Here is a 21,213-nt window from a genome sequence, read left to right as displayed (position 1 = left end):
AAAGTTCTATATTTTAAAGGCGTTGACAGTTTCATAATATCTTTGATCGGACATTTGTGTTATAATGCTTTAAAAGGGTAGGTTTAGATATGGTTAAGGGTTTTTACCATACAAGTTTTTTTAAATTTCCAACCAAAGTAGGCTGCGCTTTAGTGTTCTTTCTTTTTTGTTTACAACTCTTGCAGTCTTCATTTTATAAAAGTATAATTTCTATGTATTTTTACACGTTTAAAAACTTTACGGCTTTTAAGGCGACTAACAACTACTTTTATGTACTTAATTTTCGACACGGAAACTACAGGATTACCAAAGCGATGGGACGCACCTATTACAGATACCGATAATTGGCCTAGGTGTATCCAAATTGCATGGCAACTGCATGATGCCATGGGAAATTGTATAGATAGTCAAGATTATTTGGTGCAACCAGAGGGGTTTAATATTCCTTATGATGCCGAGAAAATTCACGGTATCTCTACCGAATTGGCTATGGAGCAAGGGGTGCCTTTGGCCGAAGTTTTAGAGAAATTTAATGAAGCACTGGGTAAAACTAAATTTGTGGTGGGGCAAAATGTAAAGTTCGACCTTAATATTATGGGTGCTGAATTTGTTCGTGGCGCTGTCGCCAACCCCTTGCAAGAACTTCCAGTTTTAGATACCTGTACAGAACACACAGCAAACTTATGCCAGATTCCAGGAGGGCGCTATGGTAAATTTAAACTGCCCACTTTAACCGAGTTGCATGAGTTTTTGTTTAACGAACCTTTTGCTGAAGCACATAACGCCACAGCCGATGTCGAGGCCACAACGCGTTGTTTTTTAGAATTAATTCGCTTAGGTGAATATACCAAGGAGGAGCTCGATGTTGACCCCCGATTATTTTAAAAAATTTACAGAGGCTAATCCGCAAACCATTCAGCTTATTGGTTTAAAGCACATTAATTTAAAAAAGGAAAGTGCTCGAATTAATAAACGATTACAAAAGGCTCAAGCTAGCGATATATCTTCGGCAGAAATTAAAGAAAATATATCCAATTTAGCCGATGTCGATTTTGCACATCTACATAATCATTCACAATTCTCGGTTTTGCAATCTACCATGGGAGTGGCAGATATTGTTGCGGCAGCAGCCGAATACAACATGCCAGCAGTCGCCCTAACAGATCATGCGAACATGATGGGGGCTTTCCATTTTCTAAATGCGGTAAATAGACATAATAGCAGTGTAAAAGCAAAAATAGCTGAAGCCCAGGAAAAGGGCGAAACCACTACATTAAAAGAAATAAAACCCATTATAGGCTGCGAGTTTTTTGTTTGCGACAATCATTTAGACAAAACCCGAAAAGATAATGGTTACCAAATTGTACTGTTGGCAAAAAATAAAAATGGATACCATAATTTGGCAAAATTATCGTCGCATGCCTTTGTAAATGGATTTTATTATGTACCGCGTATCGATAAACAACTCATAGAAAAATATAAAGAAGACCTTATAGTACTCACAGGAAACTTGTACGGTGAAGTGCCTAGTAAAATTTTAAATATCGGTGAAAATCAAGCCGAGGAGGCCTTACTTTGGTGGAAAGAAACCTTTGGCGACGATTTGTATGTGGAGCTCATGCGCCATAATCAAGAGGATGAAAACCGTGTAAACCCGACCTTAATTAAACTAGCCCAAAAACATGATGTAAAAATAATTGCATCAAATAATACGTATTACAGAAAGCAAGACGATGCCAATGCTCACGATATTTTACTATGTGTAAAAGATGGTGAAAAACAAGCGACACCTATTGGTCGTGGTCGTGGTTATCGTTATGGTTTACCAAATCAGGAGTATTACTTTAAGTCTCCTGATGCCATGAAGCAACTGTTTAAAGATGTTCCTGAAGCCATTTATAATGTTCAAGAGGTGATCGATAAAGTGGAAGCTTATCAATTAGCGCGTGATGTGTTGTTGCCTGCTTTCGATATTCCTGACCAGTTTAAACATGAAGAAGATTTATTGGATAACGGCAAGCGGGGCGAAAATGCTTTTTTAAGGCACTTAACTTTTGAAGGAGCAAAAAAACGTTATGGCGAACCGCTTTCCGAAGAGGTTGTAGAGCGCCTCGATTTTGAGTTAAGCGTTATCGAAAATACAGGCTATCCCGGTTATTTTTTAATTGTAGAAGATTTTATTCGGGAAGCTCGAAATATGGATGTTTCGGTAGGGCCTGGTCGTGGCTCGGCAGCTGGTTCGGTGGTGGCCTATTGTTTATGGATTACCAATATAGACCCGCTTAAATACGATTTGCTTTTTGAGCGTTTCTTAAATCCAGACCGTATTAGTATGCCAGATATCGATATCGATTTTGACGATGAAGGCCGAAGTCGCGTGATGGATTATGTAATCGATAAATACGGGAGTAATCAAGTTGCTCAAATTATTACTTATGGAACCATGGCGGCAAAATCGTCAATTCGTGATACCGCCCGAGTTTTAGATCTACCCCTTTTTGATGCCGACAGAATTGCAAAGTTAATTCCAACCATGTCTAAGCTCGGTAAGATTTTTGGAGTGGACGAGAAAGAATTGGCTAAAAAATTTAGAGCTGAAGATCTAGAAAAAGTAAACGAACTTTTAAATATTTCTGAAGGTAGCGATTTACAGGCCGAAACGGTAAACCTAGCAAGAACCTTAGAGGGGTCGGTGCGAAATACAGGTATTCACGCCTGCGGAGTGATTATTACACCCGACGATATTACCAAGTTTGTTCCCGTAGCAACAGCTAAAGATTCCGATTTATATGTTACCCAGTTTGATAACTCGGTAGTAGAAGATGCCGGTTTATTAAAAATGGATTTTTTAGGATTAAAAACATTAACCCTAATTAAAGATACCGTAAAAATTGTTAAAGCAAAGCACGGTATTGTGCTCGACCCAGACACCTTTCCTTTAGATGATGAAAAGACTTATGAATTGTTCCAGAGAGGAGAAACTGTAGGTGTTTTTCAATACGAATCGCCCGGCATGCAAAAACACCTTAAAGATTTAAAACCTACTGTTTTTGAAGACTTAATTGCCATGAATGCTTTGTATCGTCCGGGGCCAATGGAATATATACCAAGTTTTGTTCGCCGAAAGCATGGCGATGAAACCATTGAGTACGATTTGCCAGCGATGGAAGAATACCTTAAAGAAACTTACGGGATTACGGTATATCAAGAGCAGGTGATGTTGCTCTCTCAAAAACTAGCAGATTTCACAAAAGGTGAAGCCGATGTTTTGCGTAAAGCTATGGGTAAAAAGCAAATCGCCGTGCTCGATAAAATGAAACCCAAGTTTATAGAACAAGCCAGTGCAAATGGACACGATGCCAAAATTTTAGAAAAAGTTTGGAAAGATTGGGAAGCCTTTGCGAGTTACGCCTTTAATAAATCGCACTCTACCTGTTATGCTTGGATTGCCTACCAAACGGCTTATTTAAAAGCACACTACCCTGCAGAATATATGGCAGCCGTTCTATCTAATAATATGAACGATATTAAGCAAGTTACTTTCTTTATGGAAGAGTGTAAGCGTATGCGATTAGACGTGCTTGGCCCAGATGTTAACGAGAGTTATTATAAGTTTTCGGTAAATCAAGATAACGCCGTTCGTTTTGGCATGGGAGCTATAAAAGGCGTAGGCCATGGTGCGGTAATGACTATTGTAAATAATAGAAAAGATGGCCATTATAAATCTATTTTCGATTTGGCCAAACGCATCGATTTGCGTGCTGCCAATAAGAGAGCCTTTGAAAACTTGGCCTTAGCAGGTGGTTTTGATGGTTTGGCTAATACACACCGTGCGCAATATTTTCATGATGATGGCGATGGCATTACCTTTTTAGAGAAAGCCATAAAGTACGGACAAAAGCACCAAGAAAACGAAAACTCGGCGCAGGTAAGTTTATTTGGTGAGTCTAGTGAAGTACAAATTGCCGAACCCGAAGTCCCGCCATGTGAGGAGTGGGGCACTATGGAAAAATTAAGTAAAGAGCGTGAAGTGGTTGGCGTTTATATTTCTGGGCATCCTTTAGACGATTTTAAAACTGAAATAAAAACATTTACTAATGGTAACGTGGCTATGTTTAATACTTTAGAACCTTATGTTAATCGTGAAATTGTTTTCGCTGGCGTAGTAACCGATGTGCAACACCGTGTAAGTAAACAGGGTAAAGGTTGGGCATTATTTACCATTGAAGATTATACCGATAGTTTTGAATTCAGGATTTTTGGCGAAGAGTATTTAAAGTTTCGTCATTTTTTAATGAAGAATAATTTCGTGTTTGTAAAAACTTTTGTTCGCGAAGGCTGGGTAAATAAAGACACTGGAAAGAAAAGCGATCCAAGATTACAGTTTAATAATTTCCAGTTGTTGCATGATGTCATGGAGAATTATGCCAAAAAACTATCTATACAGGTCGATATTAAAGATTTAAGCGAACAGAAAATAAAAGCTTTAAGCGAGCTGATTAGTATGCACCCCGGAAACCAAATGCTGAATTTTTTGATTTATGATATCAATGAAAAAATAAAGTTGGCTATGCCAAGTAGAAAGCAGAAAGTTAGGGTGTGTCAAGAACTCTTGGATGAGTTGGAGTTGCAGGATGTGAAGTTTAGGTTGAATTAACTAATTCCTGTGTAGGCATAAATCTCAAAACAATAAGCTTCTAACTTTTGTATTAAGCTTTTTTTTCTTATTTTTACTTAAAATACATCAAGATTTTGAGTTTTAAACGCTCAAAAACCAACCGAGACGCGAGTCCGCGGTGGTCAAAAGATGTGGACAGTCTGTCAAAATAAAGAGCAACTTCCCTTCTTAGTTTATTGATGTAACTTTAAAATAATAATTATGTATTTAAAAAAGTTATTTAGTCAATTTAAATTAAAGTCAAAGAAAAACTTTTCAGTAGTAAAAACTCAAAACTTAAAATCCCATAGAATAACAATCAGAGACAATATAACTTTAAATGAAGATTCTGATTATAAAACAGTTATGAAATGCATGGATGCTATGAACATTCAAGTCAAAAATAAATCTGTGGAACAATTAGAACAGGAAATAGACAGGAAAGTAATAGCAAATTTATATGAGATTATTACAGAATATCCTGATGATAAAAAAATTAAAGGAATAGGAGAGGAATATTTAAAAAAAACAGATAACCGTAATTTGATTATGATAAAAAGACATTTAAATTCACTTAAATATTGGCTAGAAAATTAAAATTGATATTAATGTCTTACAAATAAAAATAGGTGAAAGCTTATTTATTCAAGTTTAAAACTGATTTAGATACCATTTTACTTGAGGCTTTGTTAAAGCATTGAATTGAAATGTAGGAATAGAGTAAAAATTAAAAATCATGACAAGTACAATATCACAAAAGTTTACAGCAAGTTTTGTAATTGGTTTACAAAAAGGCTACACCCAAAATTTGCTTACCAAGCAAGATGTTATTAAAGCCTTGCAGCAAGAACAGGAACAGTTAATACAGATAAAAAATGTTTATTTAAGTGCTGCTATTTCTAATTGTGATATTGTATTGAGCGGACAAGTTGAACCTAGTGTGATGTTAGAGTTTATTAATTATCCTAAATTTCCTTTAAGTGAAAAGGATTTTAAAGAACATGTTTTGTTATTAGCTAAAAAATTATTGAAAGCTTTAGAGCAGAATAGGACTGTTATGGTGTTTCATAATGAAATTGTAATGTTGGAAGAAACCGATGCTATTAATCCAAGAATAATTTAGAACATGAAAACACAAGCTTTTTTTGAAAAAATCCATACCCAAATTGAATTTCAACTGAAAAGGAGTCAAGTAAGCATTAAAATTGCAGTAGCTTGGTTTACTGGTGGGAAGCTCTTTGATATTCTTTTACAAAAATTAGATGAAGGTGTGAAAGTGGAGTTGCTTCTTGCTAATAATGACATAAATTTTAACTCTAATATTAAATTTACAGAAATTAAAAGACGTGGAGGAGAGTTTTATTGGGTAGGTGATAATTTTGCGTATGCACCTTTAATGCATAATAAGTTTTGTATAATTGATAATAAGATTTTAATCTTTGGCTCGTATAATTGGACAAAAAAAGCAAAATCAAACCACGAAAGTATTACGATTATTGAAGGAGATGACAATCTTATTTTAGATTTTAATCAGGAGTTTGATAAAATTAAGCAAAAAGCTAAAGGTATAATTAAAGAGATATTTATTGATTGGGCAAAAGTAATTCTGAGACTCGGAGCCATTAGAAATGCAATTAAGATAGAGGATAACGATGATATAAAATATCAAGTAAGCAAATTAAAACTTTTGGCTCATAATAGTATTAATGATAAGGGTCTCGATACAATAACTCAAGTTATAAGTTTATGTGATAGTAAAAATTATAGAGAAGCATTATATAAAATACAAGCGATTATTGCTAATTATAAAAAAGTCACTATTTTTCATGACCCATATATTTCTGCATTAAAATTAGAAATAAGAGGCCTTGAGTTTCAAATTGCTACTTTAGAGAGTGAGAAGACAGATATAGAGAAACTCATTTCTGGTTTTAATGATAGGTACAATAGAGATCTTGGAAAGATTATAAAAAAAATACTTTTGTTAAAAGGATTTTTAGCTAAAAAAGAATTAGATAAAGATAAAGAAAATGTTGAAAAACAAAACTCTTATCAAGAAGCGCAAAAAGAGTATAAAGACTTTTCTTATTCGTATAATAAAGCATTGGAAAAGCCTAAAAGGTATTCTTTGGGATATCATAAACAAATAGAGTTAAAAAAGATGTTCAGAAAAGCTTCTTTATTGTGTCATCCTGATAAAGTAACTGAAGCACAAAAAGTAATGGCGGAAAAAATATTCTATAATTTAAGGGAGGCTTATGAAAAAAATGATTTTAAAAAGGTTTCAGAAATATTAAAGGATTTAGAGAAAGGAATCTTTACTTCACAAGGAGAAACAATAGATGAATTAAAGAAGTTAAAATCTGTTTTACACATACTTATTATAAAGCGTGAAGAGATAGAGAAAAATCTTAATAGTTTAAAAGAATCTCGAGTTTACCACAAAATTAATAAAATAACTGATTTTGATTATTATTTTAGTACAACGAAATCAAAATTTGAAACTATTTTAGTCGATTTAAAATTAAAATCAGAAAATGAAAGATAGTGATAATAAAATTACAATAATTTCAAGTTCGCTCATTAGCTTAGGTAAACAATTAGAAATAGGAGAGAAATTATTATCTAATTTTAGTAAAGCTTATCATGTTATAATCAAATCAAATAGAACTGTAAGTCTGGTCGAAGATATTGAAACATGTAATGGTGGATTTAAGTTTTATTTAAAAATCCCTTTTAGTAATAAAAATAATAAGATTCTTTTTTTTATGTCAGATGGAAAATACTTTTCTATAAATGCAGAAAATGTATTAGAAGCACTTAAAGAAAACAAAGAAATTGCATTGACTGATTTATTCAATCTTAAAAAAGATGTTGATATTATTTCTACAATACTCTTTAATTCCTTTAAACCAAATAAGGAATATCTAATTTTAGCTACAGTAGGTGGTTTTGTAAAAAAGATTTATTTAGTAGAGTTCGTCAAAGAAACATTAACTAATAAAATTGCAATTAAGCTCTACAATAAAGATAAACTAAAAGCTGTTAAAAAAATCCCAAATCAGAACAATCAACTTATGGTTTTCACAAATGATAGAGCGATAAGATTTGAACTATCAAAGCTTAAATTTTTGAAAAAAAATGCATACGGAAATCGTGTAATAAGTTTTATTAGCAAAGAAGATAATGTACAAGGATTGGTTTCTATTAATAATCTAAAGGAGTCAATTTTGTTGCTGATCTCAGAAAACGGATATGGTTTTAGAATCAGCATTTCTGATTTTAGACTAACAAATTATGGAGGCAAAGGTGTTCATGTTACTGTCGGAAATTATAATACTTGCATAATTAAGCATGCGATAAATACCTTAGATAGAAATGAATTTATTTTAGTACAAGAAAACTACTTACAAAAGCTAAACGTTCATGATATTCAAATTTATGGAAGGTGTTGGCTTGATTCTGAGCCCAAGGGAGTGAAAATTTCTGATAATCAAATAAATTTGATTATATAATAATTACAGTATCAATATTTCTTAAAGAAGTAGCAAAATAATATTAAATAGCCTCCAAATTCATTAGTTCAATTTTGATATATCAAACTGAGATTAATGTTTTTTGAGATTTGGAATTACGGTTGTAATTTAGATTCAAATCAAAAAACAAAACGAATGAAAAAAGAAAAATTATTAAAGTTTTTTAATGAAAAGAACGAGCTAGTCAATCAAAATAAAGCCTTTACAAGCTTTAATTTAAAGTGTGTAAATAGGTTTGATTTTGTTGTTTCAAACCAGAAAGGTTTAGTTGGAAATTCAGTTGAAATAAAATCGATAAAAGATTTAATTGATGCTGTAAAAGAATATTATTCTCAAACAAAAAAGGATTATCGAGAATGCATTGTTTATAGTCCCAATGTCAATAAAGAAAGCGAGCTGTTTGTGACCCCAAAATTGTTAGTGTTGTAAGTTCATTGAAATAGATATGGTTCCAATTTTTTTATAAATATTTTAAAACAAATTTGAAAAGGCTTTTTTTTGGTTTATAATACTAAAAAAAGATGAAACTAACATACCCAATAGAAAGCCAAAAGTTAAAGTGTGTCAAGGCCTCTTGGATGTGTTGGAATTGCAGGACGTAAAGTTTTGGTTGAATTAGTTTTTGCGTAGTCGGTGTTCAGTTTTTTTGTAATATCCGTACGGTCATTCCGAGATTTTTCAATAGAAAAAAAGCGTAGGAATCTGTTTGTTATTTACTAGTGGTTATGATTAGGTTTTTTAACAAGAGATTGCCGCGTCGTGCCTCCTCGCAATGACGGGTTGTTGATGATTTTTGGTTTCGTTAGTGTTGTCATTCCGAGATTTTTCAATAGAAAAAAATCGCGGGAATCTGTTTGTTGTTTACTTGTGATTATGATTTGGTTTTTTTGTCAAGAGATTGCCGCGTCGTGCCTCCTCGCAATGACGGGTTGTTGATGATTTTTGGTTTCGTTAGTATTGTCATTCCGAGATTTTTCAATAGAAAAAAAGCGTAGGAATCTGTTTGTTGTTTACTTGTGATTATGGTTAGGGGTTTTGTCAAGAGATTGCCACGTCGTGCCTCCTCGCAATGACGGGGTTTTTGTGGTTTTGGTTTTGTTTGTGTTGTCATTCAGAGCTTTTTCTATAGGAAAAAAAGCGTAGGAATCTGTTTGTTGTTTACTTGTGATTATGATTTGGGTTTTTTTGTCAAGAGATTGCAGCGTCGTGCCTCCTCGCAATGACGGTTTAGTAGTTTAATTTTCTCAAAATTGTTTTATCTTGCGCTGGAAAAAATAAATCAAAAATGAATCTAAAGACGCTCTTTTTTTTTACCATACTTTTAATAACAATAAACTACAATCTTAAGGCACAAAATTATCCAGAACAGGAGTTAGATTCTGTAACCATAACCTCGGCCCGTATCGATTTGCCTTTTAAAGAAAATTCGAGAACCATAAACATTATAACGTCTACAGATATTAAAAATAGTGCAGCTGTAACTTTAACAGATGTATTACAACAAGTTGCAGGTGTCGATATTAGACGACGTGGTACAGGAGGCAGTCAAGCCGATTTGTTTATTAGAGGTGGTGGTTTCGACCAAACCCTTCTATTAATAGATGGTGTGAAAATGGACGATGCGCAAACTGGTCATCACAGCATGAATGCGGCCTTGCCTATTGAAGTTATTGAGCGTATTGAAATCATTAAAGGACCAGCAGCACGTGTTTTTGGTCAAAACGCCTTTACAGGAGCTATTAATATCGTGACGAAATCCAGCTTAAAAAACTCGGTTTCTGTAAACGCTGAAACGGGTTCTTTCGGGCAGCTTAACGGTTCGGTTACGGTAGGTTCAGAGTTGGAACATTCGTCTCATATTCTTCATGTTGGTAAAATGACTTCTGAAGGTTATCGAAATAATTCGGATTACGATAATTCAAATATTTTCCTAAAAAGTGCGTTCAACAAAAAAGAGCAGCCCATAGAAATGATGGCGACCTTTTTTGAACGTAAATTTGGAGCCGAAAATTTTTATACCACCAATCCAGATTTCAATGAATACGAAGAAACCCAAAACAGTTTAATTGCTTTTACTACAAAATTTCAATCTGATAAATTTAAAATTCATCCTCGTGTGTATTGGAAACGCAATCAAGATGTGTTTCTATTAAAACGATTTGAACCTAATTTTTTCAGAAATGTTCATATTTCAGATAAGATTGGAGCAGAAGCCAATGCCTCATACCGATCAAAATTAGGTGTTACAGGATTTGGTGTTGATATGTCTAAAGTTTACCTACGCAGTAATAATTTAGGAGATAGAAACAGATTTATGACCACCGTGTTTCTAGAACATAAATTCCAATTTGCTAACAATCGCTTAGATATTACGCCTGGTGTGGCGATGACCTATTTTTCGGATTTTAAATTTAATGCCTTTCCTGGTTTGGATATTGGTTTTGATATTACCAACAATTTAAAAGCTTACGGAAACATTGGTTTTACTTATAGAATACCTACCTATACCGATTTGTATTATAGCGATCCAAGAACCAATGGAAATCCTAATTTAGAACCCGAAGAAGCCTTTGCTCAAGAAGTGGGAATAAAATATATAAGTGAGAAATTTAGAGGAAGTTTATCTGTTTTTAATAGAGATGCTGAAAATTTAATCGATTATATCCGGCCAAATTTGGTTGAAACCATTTACACCGCAACCAATATTGCAGAGGTGAACACGAAAGGCTTAGAGGTTGATGCCGCTTACAATTTAAAAATCGATAGTTTTACCCAAACCCTAGCTTTGGGTTACGCCTTTTTAGAGGATGATATTTTAGAGCAGAACGAAGCCTTATCTCGCTATGCCTTAAACACTTTAAAACACCATTTCACAACACGGTTAAGCACGCAGTTTACAGAAAAAATCCGTCAGAATATTGTTTATAAACATGCCGAGCGTACCACAGGACAATCTTACAATGTTTGGGATGCCTCGGTAGTTATGCAATTAAAACAAGTAGAGCTTTCTGTAACGGCAAGTAATATTTTTAATGCCAAATATATTGAATCAGGTTTTACACCCATGCCGCCAAGTCATGTTTTGTTTGGGCTGCGTTATGGTTTTAGATAAGGTTTCTGCCTAGACAAAAATCTAGTGGAATTCAACTCAATTTTATTGTAACTATACTCTGGAATTCTTTTTCGATGCCATAGCGATTTGCGGTTAAGCCTTATCTTCAAACTCGTTGCAATCTATCCGAATCTCAGAATTGAGTAATTCCTTATCTAGTAAATTGCAAAAATGTTGATGGTTATTTTTCTGGTAAAACTTACAGCCATAGCAAGTACGTTGAACTGTTAAAATGCCAATCTGATTTAATTTATAAATAAGTGTAGTAAGCGTTTCAAAGGTAGATTCTAGATTTTCATTGCTAATACCTTTTAATTGTTTTTTTAAAGGATGTGCAAAATTTTCGGTTTTGGAAACAATAGTATTACCAGAATCCGTTAATTGTATGGCATAACTTCTACTATCAGAAGTAGAACATGTTTTTTCAATCAGTTTTTTATTCACTAAAACCTTTACAGCATCACTAATTGTGGGTTTTGTAAGGTTAAATTCTTTAGCTAAATGACTCACATTACAAAATTCAATTTTATGATAATTAATAAAAATGAGTATTTGTATTTGAATTGGACTCAAGCCCATAAGCTTTGCTTTTTCCCAAAGTAAAACTTTAAAAGCTTCAGAAATACGCTCTAAACCAGCAACAATTTTATTATAGATATTGGTTTCTTGATGTGTTGGATTAAAAATATTATCGCTCATAAAAAATGCCTGTCGAGATTAGGTCGACAGGCAAAGTTAGTAATCCTAATTAAATTAATCGCAGTTTTCCATTTCAATAAGCGAATAACCTTTGTTTTGAATATCGTTTACAATAGCAGCGGTAGCATGTTCAATATGACAAAATCTGCAAATTTTTAATGATAGTTTTTCTGTTTTAAAAGTTTTGCTTTTTAAATATGCTGTGCCATAGTTTAAAACGATTTGAGCATCATTTATTTTAGTTGACACTAAGATATCAAAAAGCATGATTTTGACTTTTACAACTTAATGTAAATAAAAATGAGGTTACTAAAAATACTACTATTGATTTCATAATATAACGTGTTTTATAAATTAGGATTCCTAATTAATTGCTTTAAAAACTAGCCTTTTATAGCTTCCATAGAAGCACCAAAGTTGATATGAAGCACATTTCCGTTTGGTGTTACCAATGCTGGAACCGATTTTACACCGGCGTTTTCGGCTTCTGAAACTCTGGAATTGTCTTCTCCAAAATGAACGATGTCAATATTTTCTGCTCCTATTAAATTAATAATGTCGTGTTCTGCACTAACACATACTGGACACCCTGCGTGATAAAAAATTGATTTCTTCATAATATTTTGTTTTAATTATTATTGAGAAACAAATATAGTTAGGATTCCTAACAATGTAAAATATTTTAACATTTTATTTTAAATTTTTGTGTCATGCTGAGTTTCTAAACCTGAAGAATTCTCCGAGGGCTCTGCTTCTGGGTTTCCGTTTTAACTCGCCTTGGGAGAGGTTAAAATGGCCTTTTCTGTGTTTCCGTCCAGACACTATTTAGAAAAAAGCCTGAGAAGCTGTATATCGATTACTTCAAGTTTTGAGTTCATAATTATATAGATTGTCACGTTGTAATCTCCTCAATGCGAAGTTATAGATTAAACTTTGCCTTCTAAATAATGGCCTAAGTCACCTAGTTTGTCATCCCAGAATTGCTCGTAAAATCTTAATTATGTATTCACTTCTTTGGGAGGTTTTGCATTGGCGTTACAAAAACGTTCTCGCCTTTAGCATCGATATAAGCTAAACCCGCGGCTTCTTATGTTTTAAGGTGTTTGGTAACGCCTTGGCCGCTAATGTCAAATTGATTAGAAAATTAGGTAATAGACCATGCTGAGGTAGCCAAAACCGAGGCATGAAAAATTTCACACCTTGTTGGATCTGCTATGGCGTTAAAAAGGAGGTAATTTTATCTTGAATTAACTTCTTGTTTTTAATAACTGGTTGAACTAGAAATGCAGTTATCCCAACCACCATTAAAACTTTCGAACCTAGCAACCGCAGTTTCACATGCATAGTTATAGATATTAGAATGCTCTAATGATAGTTTTGTGCCATTTTGGGTAGCTTCTAATTCCCATTTTACGATGGTTTCAACTTTGGTGTCGCCTACTATCCACGTGTAGATTAGTATGTACGTATGGGCTTTTTTTGCCTTGCCGCTGGTAACCGTACATCCTTTTTCGTTTGGAGGTGAGGTAAAGGTGTATTGGTATCTGGGTTCTGCTTTAAAATCGTTAGGAATAAACCAAGTAGAGATTTCTTCGGCTTTTGTAATGGGGTTGCACACTTGTTCTATGGGATGTTTAAACAGGACTTCTTTTTTAATAACATCATTCGTAACTATTTGTTTTTTGATTAATATGCAACTTTGTGACTACCTAATTGAGATTTTAAATGAAATCTAGCATTGCGCAAGGGATAGTAGCGGCATCCTTTTTTGAGCTAAACGATCTGTGTAATAAAAAAAAATGTGTTATACCATTTTGTTTGCTTAATGAGATACTAAAACTATGGAGTGCAAAAAAGATATAGCGGATAGCCCGACCCTTGCGGTTGCGCCCTGAAAAAATGAAATAACTTAAGGCAATATGGTTATAAATAAAACAAATTGTAGCTTTGTAAGGTATCGAAAATATTTTGACTAAATTTGTAATCAAGTTTAAAGTAAAACATATTAAAATATAAATATTATGGCATTAGAAATAACAGATGCAACTTTTGAAGAAACGGTATTAAAAAGTGACAAGCCTGTATTGGTAGATTTTTGGGCGGCTTGGTGTGGACCATGTAGAATGGTTGGGCCAATTATTGAAGAAATTAGCACGGAGTACGATGGTAAAGCTGTTGTAGGGAAGGTAGATGTTGATGCGAATCAAGAATTTGCTGCAAAATACGGTGTGCGTAACATTCCAACTGTATTGGTTTTCCAAAACGGAGAGGTTGTGGGCAGACAAGTGGGAGTAGCGCCTAAAAACGCGTATACCGAAGCTATCGACGCACTTTTATAGAAGATCATTAAAAAGAAAAATGAAAAGGTTTGCCGTTTATGGTAAACCTTTTTTTATTTTAGATGAAAAATAGAAATTATGAGTGAAAATAAAGTTCAAGAAGCTATTGATAGTAAATTACTTGAAGCACGAAAAGTGTTTTTATGGGGCGAGGTGGATGATGATTCTGCAAAACATGTCGTGGACAGATTATTATATCTGGATGCTTTATCTCACGAGACCATCCACCTGTACATTAATAGTCCTGGTGGCTATGTGACTTCTGGATTTGCCATTTACGATTGCATGAAATTGATTAAAAGCCCCGTATCTACCATTTGTACAGGTTTGGCGGCATCAATGGGGTCTATTTTGTTGTCGGCCGGCGAAAAGGGACAACGTTTATACATCCGCATGCCCGCGTTATGATTCATCAGCCAAGTGGCGGTGCACGCGGTCAAGCATCGAATATAGAGATACAGGCCAAAGAGATTTTAAAAACCAAAGAAATTGGAGCGCAAATATTAGCAGATAATTGCGGACAGTCTTTTGAGAAAATCATGAAGGATTTTAATCGTGATTACTGGATGGGCGCAGAGGAATCTGTAGAATATGGTATTGTGGATAAGATAGCTCCTTAAATATCAGAGTAGGGAGAACTCCTAATGCTATGGAAAAAGAGTTACTAGTGGTTAAAATCTTTTATAAATGAAACATTATGCTTTTACCACCAGAGAGTATCTACCCTTTGTGGAAATTAAGTGGGGTCTATGAATTTACAAAACGAACTAAATAAAGCTAACGGATTTAAAAATCTTGAACTCCTTGCAAAACAAGTGGTAGAAGGTTTTATATCGGGCATGCATAAAAGTCCGTTTCATGGGTTTTCAGCAGAATTTGCCGAGCATAAAATATACAACCAAGGGGAGAGCACGCGGCATATAGATTGGAAATTATTTGCAAAAACAGATAAGCTTTACACCAAACGCTACGACGATGAAACGAATTTACGCTGCCATATTATTATAGATAATAGTAGCTCGATGCATTATCCAGACATGGATAGTTTTTCGATAGATAATCTTAATAAAATAGGATTTTCGGTATTAGCAACAGCAGCGTTAATGCAAATGCTTAAAAAACAAAGAGACGCGGTGGGTTTAAGTGTTTATAGTGATAATTATGACTTTTATGCATCAGAAAAGGGTAGCGAGCGACACCATCATATGCTAATGAGTGAGCTTAGTCATGTGCTGTATTCTGGAGCTAAAGAAAAAACGAGTGAAACGTATAAGTATTTACATCAAATAGCAGAAAAGATTCATAGAAGATCCATGATTTTTCTGTTTACAGATATGTTTCAAACCATAGAAGATGATGCAAAGCTCTTTGAAGCGTTACGACATTTAAAATATAACAAACATGAGGTGGTTTTATTTCATGTATTCGATAAGGAAAAAGAGTTTAATTTTAATTTTGACAATAAACCTAAAAAATTTATTGATGTCGAGACTGGTGCAACTATTAACCTCTTTGCAGATACGATTAAAGATAGTTATGGTGAAGCGGTAAGCTCTTATTTTAATGCATTACGCTTAAAATGTGCGCAATACAAAATTAAATATGTGGAGGCAGACATTAATAAACCGCTAAGTAATGTGTTAACGACTTATATGCTCGAGCGCCAAAAATTTCTTTAATTAAAATTTTTTTAAAAAAAGTTTAAAAAAGGTTTGCGATATTCAAAAAGGCGTGTATCTTTGCAACCGCAATACAGCAACGGTCTGGTAGTTCAGTTGGTTAGAATGTCGCCCTGTCACGGCGAAGGTCGCGGGTTCGAGTCCCGTCCAGACCGCTAAAAATTGCAAAAAGAAGCTCTAAGAAATTAGGGCTTTTTTTAGCAATACAAAGAAGTTGTGTTGTGCCTAGAGTAATCTAGGACGTAGTTATGTCAGAGTTATTTTGGCATTCCAATGAGAAGCTTTCCTTTTTTCTTAATAAGAAGATTGGGATGCTTTTTTTATTTAGAGGGGTTTCTGATTATTTTATGTCTTAAAAAAGGGGGCTTATTTTTTCTTCAGGTGTTCCATTTTAATCCAATTTAAAATGAAGCCAAATTAAATATAATGATGATCTATCTATTTTGATTTAATTAAGTTTTAATTTAGCTGTACCGGGTCGAGACTTTAAATACGGCCTTTTAACCATAGAATTCACTGCGACATTGAAAAGCATAGTTTGAAGGTGTTTTTTTGTAAGCGGGACAATTTTCTGTTATTTTTAATGTAATTGGCTTTGTAAAATTGTTTACAACCCCTTTTCTAATCTCTTATGAAGACATATTTTACAATTTTAATTGGCTTGTTTTGTTTTATTGGCTTGGCGCAACAAAAATCGTTATACACAAATGAGGGATCAAGTCCAAAAGTTGTGTTTAAGCAAATAGCTTCATAGCGTTTTAAAAACTTTAATGCCAGTGATACAGTAATAAAAAGATACAGTGGATAGCGCGGTTTTTATTTTTCTTAAAAACTCGCCCAAAAAAGACCAATTGTTTTATAAAACAAAAAATCCCGAAACTTATGTTTCGGGATTTGGTTGTGGTACCTCCAGGAATCGAACCAGGGACACAAGGATTTTCAGTCCTTTGCTCTACCAACTGAGCTAAGGTACCATGCCTAAGCGGTTGCAAATATATATTCATTTTTGCTATCTGCCAAAAGAAAAACGTAAAAAAATTAAAGTTTATTGTTATTTAATTGACACACATAAACTTAAATATTAATATTGTAAAAAATTTCAAACCGTTATTTTTAGTGATTCTCTAAACTTAGAGTGTAATAGGATATGAATTTAATTATAGATGTAGGCAATACCCATGTGAAGTTGGCTCTTTTTAAAGGCGATAGGCTTGAGGTAAAGGAGGTTGTAGAACTGGAGGATCTTGTTAGTGGTATCAAGTCTTTAAAGCAGAAATATAATTCGATTAAAAAAGTCATTTTATCTTCGGTTGGTAAATTAGAAGCTAAGGATATTGATGAAATCAATAAACATTTTGATTTACAAATTTTAGACGCTAATACGAAATGGGCATTCACAAATTTATATCGTACACCTAGCACTCTGGGAATCGATAGAATGGTTTTAGTAAACGCGGCAATAAAAAAGTTTCCAAATAAAAACACATTAATAATTGATGCAGGTACTTGTATTACCTACGATTTTGTTACCCATAATAAGGCCTATCTTGGTGGTGCTATTTCTCCTGGAATTCGGATGCGCTATAAATCCTTAAATAATTTTACGGCTAGTTTACCTTTATTAGAGACAGAACGCCCTGAGGCGCTCATAGGAAACTCTACAAATAACGCCATACACTCGGGAGTGGTTAACGGAGTTTTAAAGGAAATTGATGGGCTGATAGCAGATTATAAACAAAAATATTCAGATTTAACAGTTATTTTAACAGGAGGAGATGCTAATTTCTTGTCTAAACAATTAAAAAGTAGCATATTTGTCAACTCTAATTTTCTTTTAGAGGGCTTAAACTATATTTTACAATTTAATACACACTAATGATAAAAAAACTTGTATTAGTTTTTATTGCTTTTTTTGCAATTCAGAGTTACGCTCAACAAGGTACGGCATCACCATACTCTTTTTATGGTATTGGAAGTCTAAAATTTAAAGGAACCGTCGAAAATAGAAGTATGGGCGGTTTAAGTATTTACAGCGACAGTATTCATGTTAATTTGCGCAACCCTGCCTCGTATGCTAGTAAAAATTTAGAATTTTATAATAAAGAAACCAGACCTGTTAAGTTTTCTGTGGGAGGAAGTTACTCGAGCTTAGATTTAGAAAGTAACTCTGGAAACGATAAAGCTTCGGCCACTACGTTCGATTATATTGCGTTATCGGTGCCTATGGGTAAATTTGGTTTAGGCTTTGGATTAATGCCATATACCTCTGTGGGCTACCAACTAGAGTCGGTTAATACCGATGGCAACCCCTTAAACAGGTTTAGAGGAGAAGGTGGTGTTAATAAGGTGTATTTAGGTCTAGGATATATGTTAATGGAAGGATTAAGTATTGGAGTGGATGCGCATTATAATTTTGGAAATATACAGAACTCGACTGTCGAGTTTCTTTACGATAACCAAGGCACATTGGCACAATATCAATCGCGAGAGTCTAACCGATCGGATTTAAGTGGTTTAAGTTTTAATATTGGAGTTTCGTATAAGAAAATGTTAACTAAAAAACTTGAGCTTGTTTCTGGTGTTACATTTTCCCCAGAGAGTAATTTAACATCCAAAAACAAACGTACTTTTTCAACCATAAGGATTAACTCCACGACAGGACAAGAGTTTGCACTCAATACTATAGAGCAAGATTTAGCAGCTATTGGATTGGCTGAAACCGATTTAATTATGCCTTCTAAGTATTCGTTTGGCGCTGGTATTGGGCAACCTAGAAAGTGGTTTGTTGGTGGAGAATATACGGTATTGAAAACGAGTAAATTCTCGAACGCTTTATACAGTAGTACGGGCACCAATTTTGAAGATGGCTCAATTATGTCATTAGGTGGGTTTTTTATACCTAATTACAATACCTTAGATGGCTATTTTAAACGCATTGTTTATAGGGCTGGTATTCGAGCAGAAAAAACAGGACTAAATATAAATAATGAGTCTATTGAAGAGTTTGGCATATCTTTTGGTTTAGGATTACCAATAGGAGATATTAGAGTGTTCTCTAACGCCAATATAGGTTTCGAAATGGGTAAACGCGGAACCAAAAACAGTAACTTAATTCAAGAGAATTTTGTTAATTTACAATTAAGTTTATCTTTGAACGATCGATGGTTCAATAAAAGGAAGTATGACTAACATCATTAAATTATTATCATGAAATTAAAAATCACATTATTATTTGCACTATGGCTTCTAGGATCAAATGTTAGTTTTGCTCAAACTAACCAAGAGGACATGTCAACTTTGTCGATAATGACGGAAGCGGCTAAAGCCAAAAATTACGACTCAGCGTATAAGCCATTTATGGAGTTAAGAGAGCGAAATCCTAAGTTTAATAGAGCTATTTATGTTTATGGCGAAAGGATTTTAGCAGACAAAATTAAAAATGCATCAGGCGCAGAAAAAGTGGCTTATGTTAATGATCTTATTAAGTTATGGGACGAAAGGATGACGCATTTTGCTAGCAAGACACCTAAGGGTGAATACGAGGCAAAAGCATGTCAATTAATGTACGATAATAAAGATATATTAAATAAATCTAATTTAGAGCTTTATGACTGTTTTGATGCGGCCTATACTGCCGATAAAAAAACGTTTAACAACCCAAAAAGTCTTTACACTTATTTTTCTTTAATGGTAGACTTGTTTGACTCTGGAGAAAAACAAGACAAGGATTTGTTTAACAAATACGATGATGTTGCCGAGAAAATAGAAGAAGAGGTTAAAAACTACTCTGTAAAATTAAATAAATTAGTTGAAAAGGAAGATGCAGGTACAGCCCTAACCAGTAAGGAGAAGCGTTATAAAAAATCGTACTCTAGTTTTTTAAGTGCCTACGATTTAATTTCTGGAAACATTGATGCTAAATTGGGTAAACGTGCTAATTGTGAAAACTTAATACCATTGTATAAAAGGGACTTTGAGTTGTATAAAAACGATGCGGTTTGGTTAAGACGAGCAGTGAGTAGAATGTTTAATAAGGAATGTACAGACGATCCATTATACATTAAACTAGTAAAAGCTTATGATGAAACTGAACCATCTGCTGATACCAAATATTTTGTTGCAGGTGTCTTGTTAAAAGAAGGTAAAGAATCTGAAGCGATTACCTATTTTGAGCAGTCTTACGATTTAGAAAGCGATAGTTTTAAAAAATCGAAATTAGCTTACCGAATTGGTGTAATTCTTAAGAATAAAGGGCGATATGGCCAAGCGAGAGGTTATTTTAGAAACGCTTTAAAATTAAATCCATCTAATGGACGTCCGCACTTAGCCATCGCTGCGATGTATGCCGCAAGTGCCAATAACTGTGGTGATACGACATTTAATAAAAGAGCCGTGTACTGGTTAGCCGCAGAAGAAGCAAGAAAAGCGGGACGTGTAGATCCTACCTTAAAAAAGGCTGCTGCACAATCGGCAAATAGTTATACAGCACGAGCGCCATCTAAAGCAGATATTTTTAGTGCTGCTAATTCTGGGAAAACCATAAAAATTGGATGTTGGATTGGATCATCTGTTACGGTGCCTAAAATTTAAATGAAAACAGATTACATAAATAAAATTCTTAACATAGTCACAGTAATCACTGTGACTATGTTTTTTTCGTGTAAGGATAATTTTAAGGAAGTACAGAAAATTGGGGTGTCTGAAAACACACCTATTGGCATTGCCGAAAATATCAACTTAAAATATACCGATTCTGGTAAGCTTAAAGCCATTCTTATTAGTCCGAAAATGCTAGATTACCAAAACAGAGATTTTCCGTATGCTGAGTTTCCCGAAGGGATTGTTTTAGACTTATTCGATAAGGAAAATAAAAAAAGTGTCGTTTCGGCCAATTATGCCATTAGTTATTCTAGTACAAATCTTATAGATTTACAAGGTAACGTGGTTATTACTACAGCCACAAACGATACGCTCTACGCACAGCAATTATACTACGATCAAAAAAAAGACTGGCTATTTACAAATTTACCAATTACTTTAAAAGCTAACGACGGATCGACACTTAAAGGGAATGTTTTCGATACCGATAGAGATTTAAAAGACTTGGAACTTATAGAGTTTCACGATTCAGATTTTGTTGTTAACAATTAAAAATTAACAACCGTTTTAAATTCAGCTCTATTATAATACA

At 33.9% G+C, this 21,213-nt stretch carries 16 protein-coding genes, 2 tRNA genes, 2 pseudogenes and 1 riboswitch; of the genes and pseudogenes, 15 read left to right on the top strand and 5 right to left on the bottom strand.

Features of this window, described 5'->3' with window-relative positions; translation table 11 throughout:
* Positions 1–270 precede the first annotated feature (270 nt).
* The 7 genes and pseudogenes from dnaE (at position 271) to FEZ18_RS03770 (ending at position 11,305) form a co-directional block, all read left to right on the top strand.
* Positions 271–4,657 (top strand): annotated as a pseudogene (gene dnaE / locus FEZ18_RS03800) (DNA polymerase III subunit alpha).
* Between the two features lie 79 nt (positions 4,658–4,736).
* Positions 4,737–4,839, top strand: a riboswitch (SAM-I-IV-variant riboswitch).
* Positions 4,840–4,879: 40 nt separating this feature from the next.
* Positions 4,880–5,254: a hypothetical protein gene (locus tag FEZ18_RS03795; RefSeq protein ID WP_153267090.1), complete on the top strand. Its 375-nt coding sequence runs from the start codon at positions 4,880–4,882 to the stop codon at positions 5,252–5,254.
* A gap of 139 nt (positions 5,255–5,393) precedes the next feature.
* Positions 5,394–5,780 (top strand): hypothetical protein, encoded by a 387-nt coding sequence (locus tag FEZ18_RS03790; protein WP_153267089.1) that lies wholly within the window; start codon positions 5,394–5,396, stop codon positions 5,778–5,780.
* A gap of 3 nt (positions 5,781–5,783) precedes the next feature.
* Entirely contained in the window at positions 5,784–7,205 is a 1,422-nt protein-coding gene (locus FEZ18_RS03785) for a phospholipase D-like domain-containing protein (RefSeq protein ID WP_153267088.1), read from the top strand.
* Complete coding sequence (locus FEZ18_RS03780; RefSeq protein ID WP_153267087.1) at positions 7,195–8,172, top strand: DNA gyrase C-terminal beta-propeller domain-containing protein; 978 nt, start codon at positions 7,195–7,197, stop codon at positions 8,170–8,172. Before FEZ18_RS03785 ends, FEZ18_RS03780 begins: the two co-directional genes overlap by 11 nt.
* A gap of 156 nt (positions 8,173–8,328) precedes the next feature.
* Complete coding sequence (locus tag FEZ18_RS03775) at positions 8,329–8,622, top strand: hypothetical protein (RefSeq protein ID WP_153267086.1); 294 nt, start codon at positions 8,329–8,331, stop codon at positions 8,620–8,622.
* Positions 8,623–9,478: 856 nt separating this feature from the next.
* Positions 9,479–11,305: a TonB-dependent receptor plug domain-containing protein gene (locus tag FEZ18_RS03770; RefSeq protein WP_153267085.1), complete on the top strand. Its 1,827-nt coding sequence runs from the start codon at positions 9,479–9,481 to the stop codon at positions 11,303–11,305.
* 93 nt (positions 11,306–11,398) lie between these two features.
* Here FEZ18_RS03770 and FEZ18_RS03765 read toward each other — a convergent pair whose 3' ends face one another.
* The 4 genes from FEZ18_RS03765 to FEZ18_RS03750 all read right to left on the bottom strand — a co-directional run bounded on the left by FEZ18_RS03765 (position 11,399) and on the right by FEZ18_RS03750 (position 13,631).
* On the bottom strand, positions 11,399–12,004 hold the full coding sequence (locus FEZ18_RS03765; RefSeq protein WP_153267084.1) for a MarR family winged helix-turn-helix transcriptional regulator: 606 nt from the start codon (positions 12,002–12,004) through the stop codon (positions 11,399–11,401).
* A 54-nt stretch (positions 12,005–12,058) separates the two neighbouring features.
* On the bottom strand, positions 12,059–12,271 hold the full coding sequence (locus FEZ18_RS03760; protein WP_153267083.1) for a DUF2024 family protein: 213 nt from the start codon (positions 12,269–12,271) through the stop codon (positions 12,059–12,061).
* Positions 12,272–12,387: 116 nt separating this feature from the next.
* A complete protein-coding gene (locus FEZ18_RS03755; protein WP_153267082.1) occupies positions 12,388–12,621 on the bottom strand; it encodes a thioredoxin family protein in 234 nt (77 codons plus the stop codon).
* A 644-nt stretch (positions 12,622–13,265) separates the two neighbouring features.
* On the bottom strand, positions 13,266–13,631 hold the full coding sequence (locus FEZ18_RS03750) for an SRPBCC family protein (protein WP_255473340.1): 366 nt from the start codon (positions 13,629–13,631) through the stop codon (positions 13,266–13,268).
* Between the two features lie 394 nt (positions 13,632–14,025).
* On the opposite strand from FEZ18_RS03750, the gene trxA reads away from it, so the two are divergent.
* The 4 genes and pseudogenes from trxA (at position 14,026) to FEZ18_RS03730 (ending at position 16,177) form a co-directional block, all read left to right on the top strand.
* The gene (trxA, locus tag FEZ18_RS03745; RefSeq protein ID WP_153267080.1) at positions 14,026–14,343 is read left to right on the top strand and encodes a thioredoxin; all 318 of its coding nucleotides are present in this window, start codon (positions 14,026–14,028) and stop codon (positions 14,341–14,343) included.
* A gap of 78 nt (positions 14,344–14,421) precedes the next feature.
* Positions 14,422–14,963: pseudogene (locus tag FEZ18_RS03740) on the top strand (ClpP family protease).
* Positions 14,964–15,092: 129 nt separating this feature from the next.
* Complete coding sequence (locus FEZ18_RS03735) at positions 15,093–16,022, top strand: DUF58 domain-containing protein (protein ID WP_153267079.1); 930 nt, start codon at positions 15,093–15,095, stop codon at positions 16,020–16,022.
* An 81-nt stretch (positions 16,023–16,103) separates the two neighbouring features.
* Positions 16,104–16,177, top strand: a tRNA-Asp gene (locus tag FEZ18_RS03730).
* A 746-nt stretch (positions 16,178–16,923) separates the two neighbouring features.
* Here FEZ18_RS03730 and FEZ18_RS03725 read toward each other — a convergent pair.
* Positions 16,924–16,996: transfer RNA gene (locus FEZ18_RS03725), tRNA-Phe, on the bottom strand.
* 173 nt (positions 16,997–17,169) lie between these two features.
* On the opposite strand from FEZ18_RS03725, the gene FEZ18_RS03720 reads away from it, so the two are divergent.
* Genes FEZ18_RS03720 through lptC form a run of 4 tightly spaced genes read left to right on the top strand, consistent with a single transcriptional unit; the run spans position 17,170 to position 21,173 of the window.
* Entirely contained in the window at positions 17,170–17,898 is a 729-nt protein-coding gene (locus FEZ18_RS03720; RefSeq protein ID WP_153267078.1) for a type III pantothenate kinase, read from the top strand.
* Positions 17,898–19,211 (top strand): hypothetical protein, encoded by a 1,314-nt coding sequence (locus tag FEZ18_RS03715; RefSeq protein WP_153267077.1) that lies wholly within the window; start codon positions 17,898–17,900, stop codon positions 19,209–19,211. The genes FEZ18_RS03720 and FEZ18_RS03715 overlap by 1 nt, the downstream gene beginning before the upstream one ends.
* Before the next feature lie 18 nt (positions 19,212–19,229).
* Positions 19,230–20,612: a tetratricopeptide repeat protein gene (locus FEZ18_RS03710; protein ID WP_153267076.1), complete on the top strand. Its 1,383-nt coding sequence runs from the start codon at positions 19,230–19,232 to the stop codon at positions 20,610–20,612.
* Entirely contained in the window at positions 20,613–21,173 is a 561-nt protein-coding gene (gene lptC, locus FEZ18_RS03705; RefSeq protein ID WP_153267075.1) for an LPS export ABC transporter periplasmic protein LptC, read from the top strand.
* Positions 21,174–21,213: the final 40 nt, after the last annotated feature.

Source organism: Oceanihabitans sp. IOP_32, from assembly GCF_009498295.1.
Classification (GTDB): Bacteria; Bacteroidota; Bacteroidia; order Flavobacteriales; family Flavobacteriaceae; genus Wocania; species Wocania indica.
This window is presented reverse-complemented; position numbering and strand designations above follow the sequence as displayed.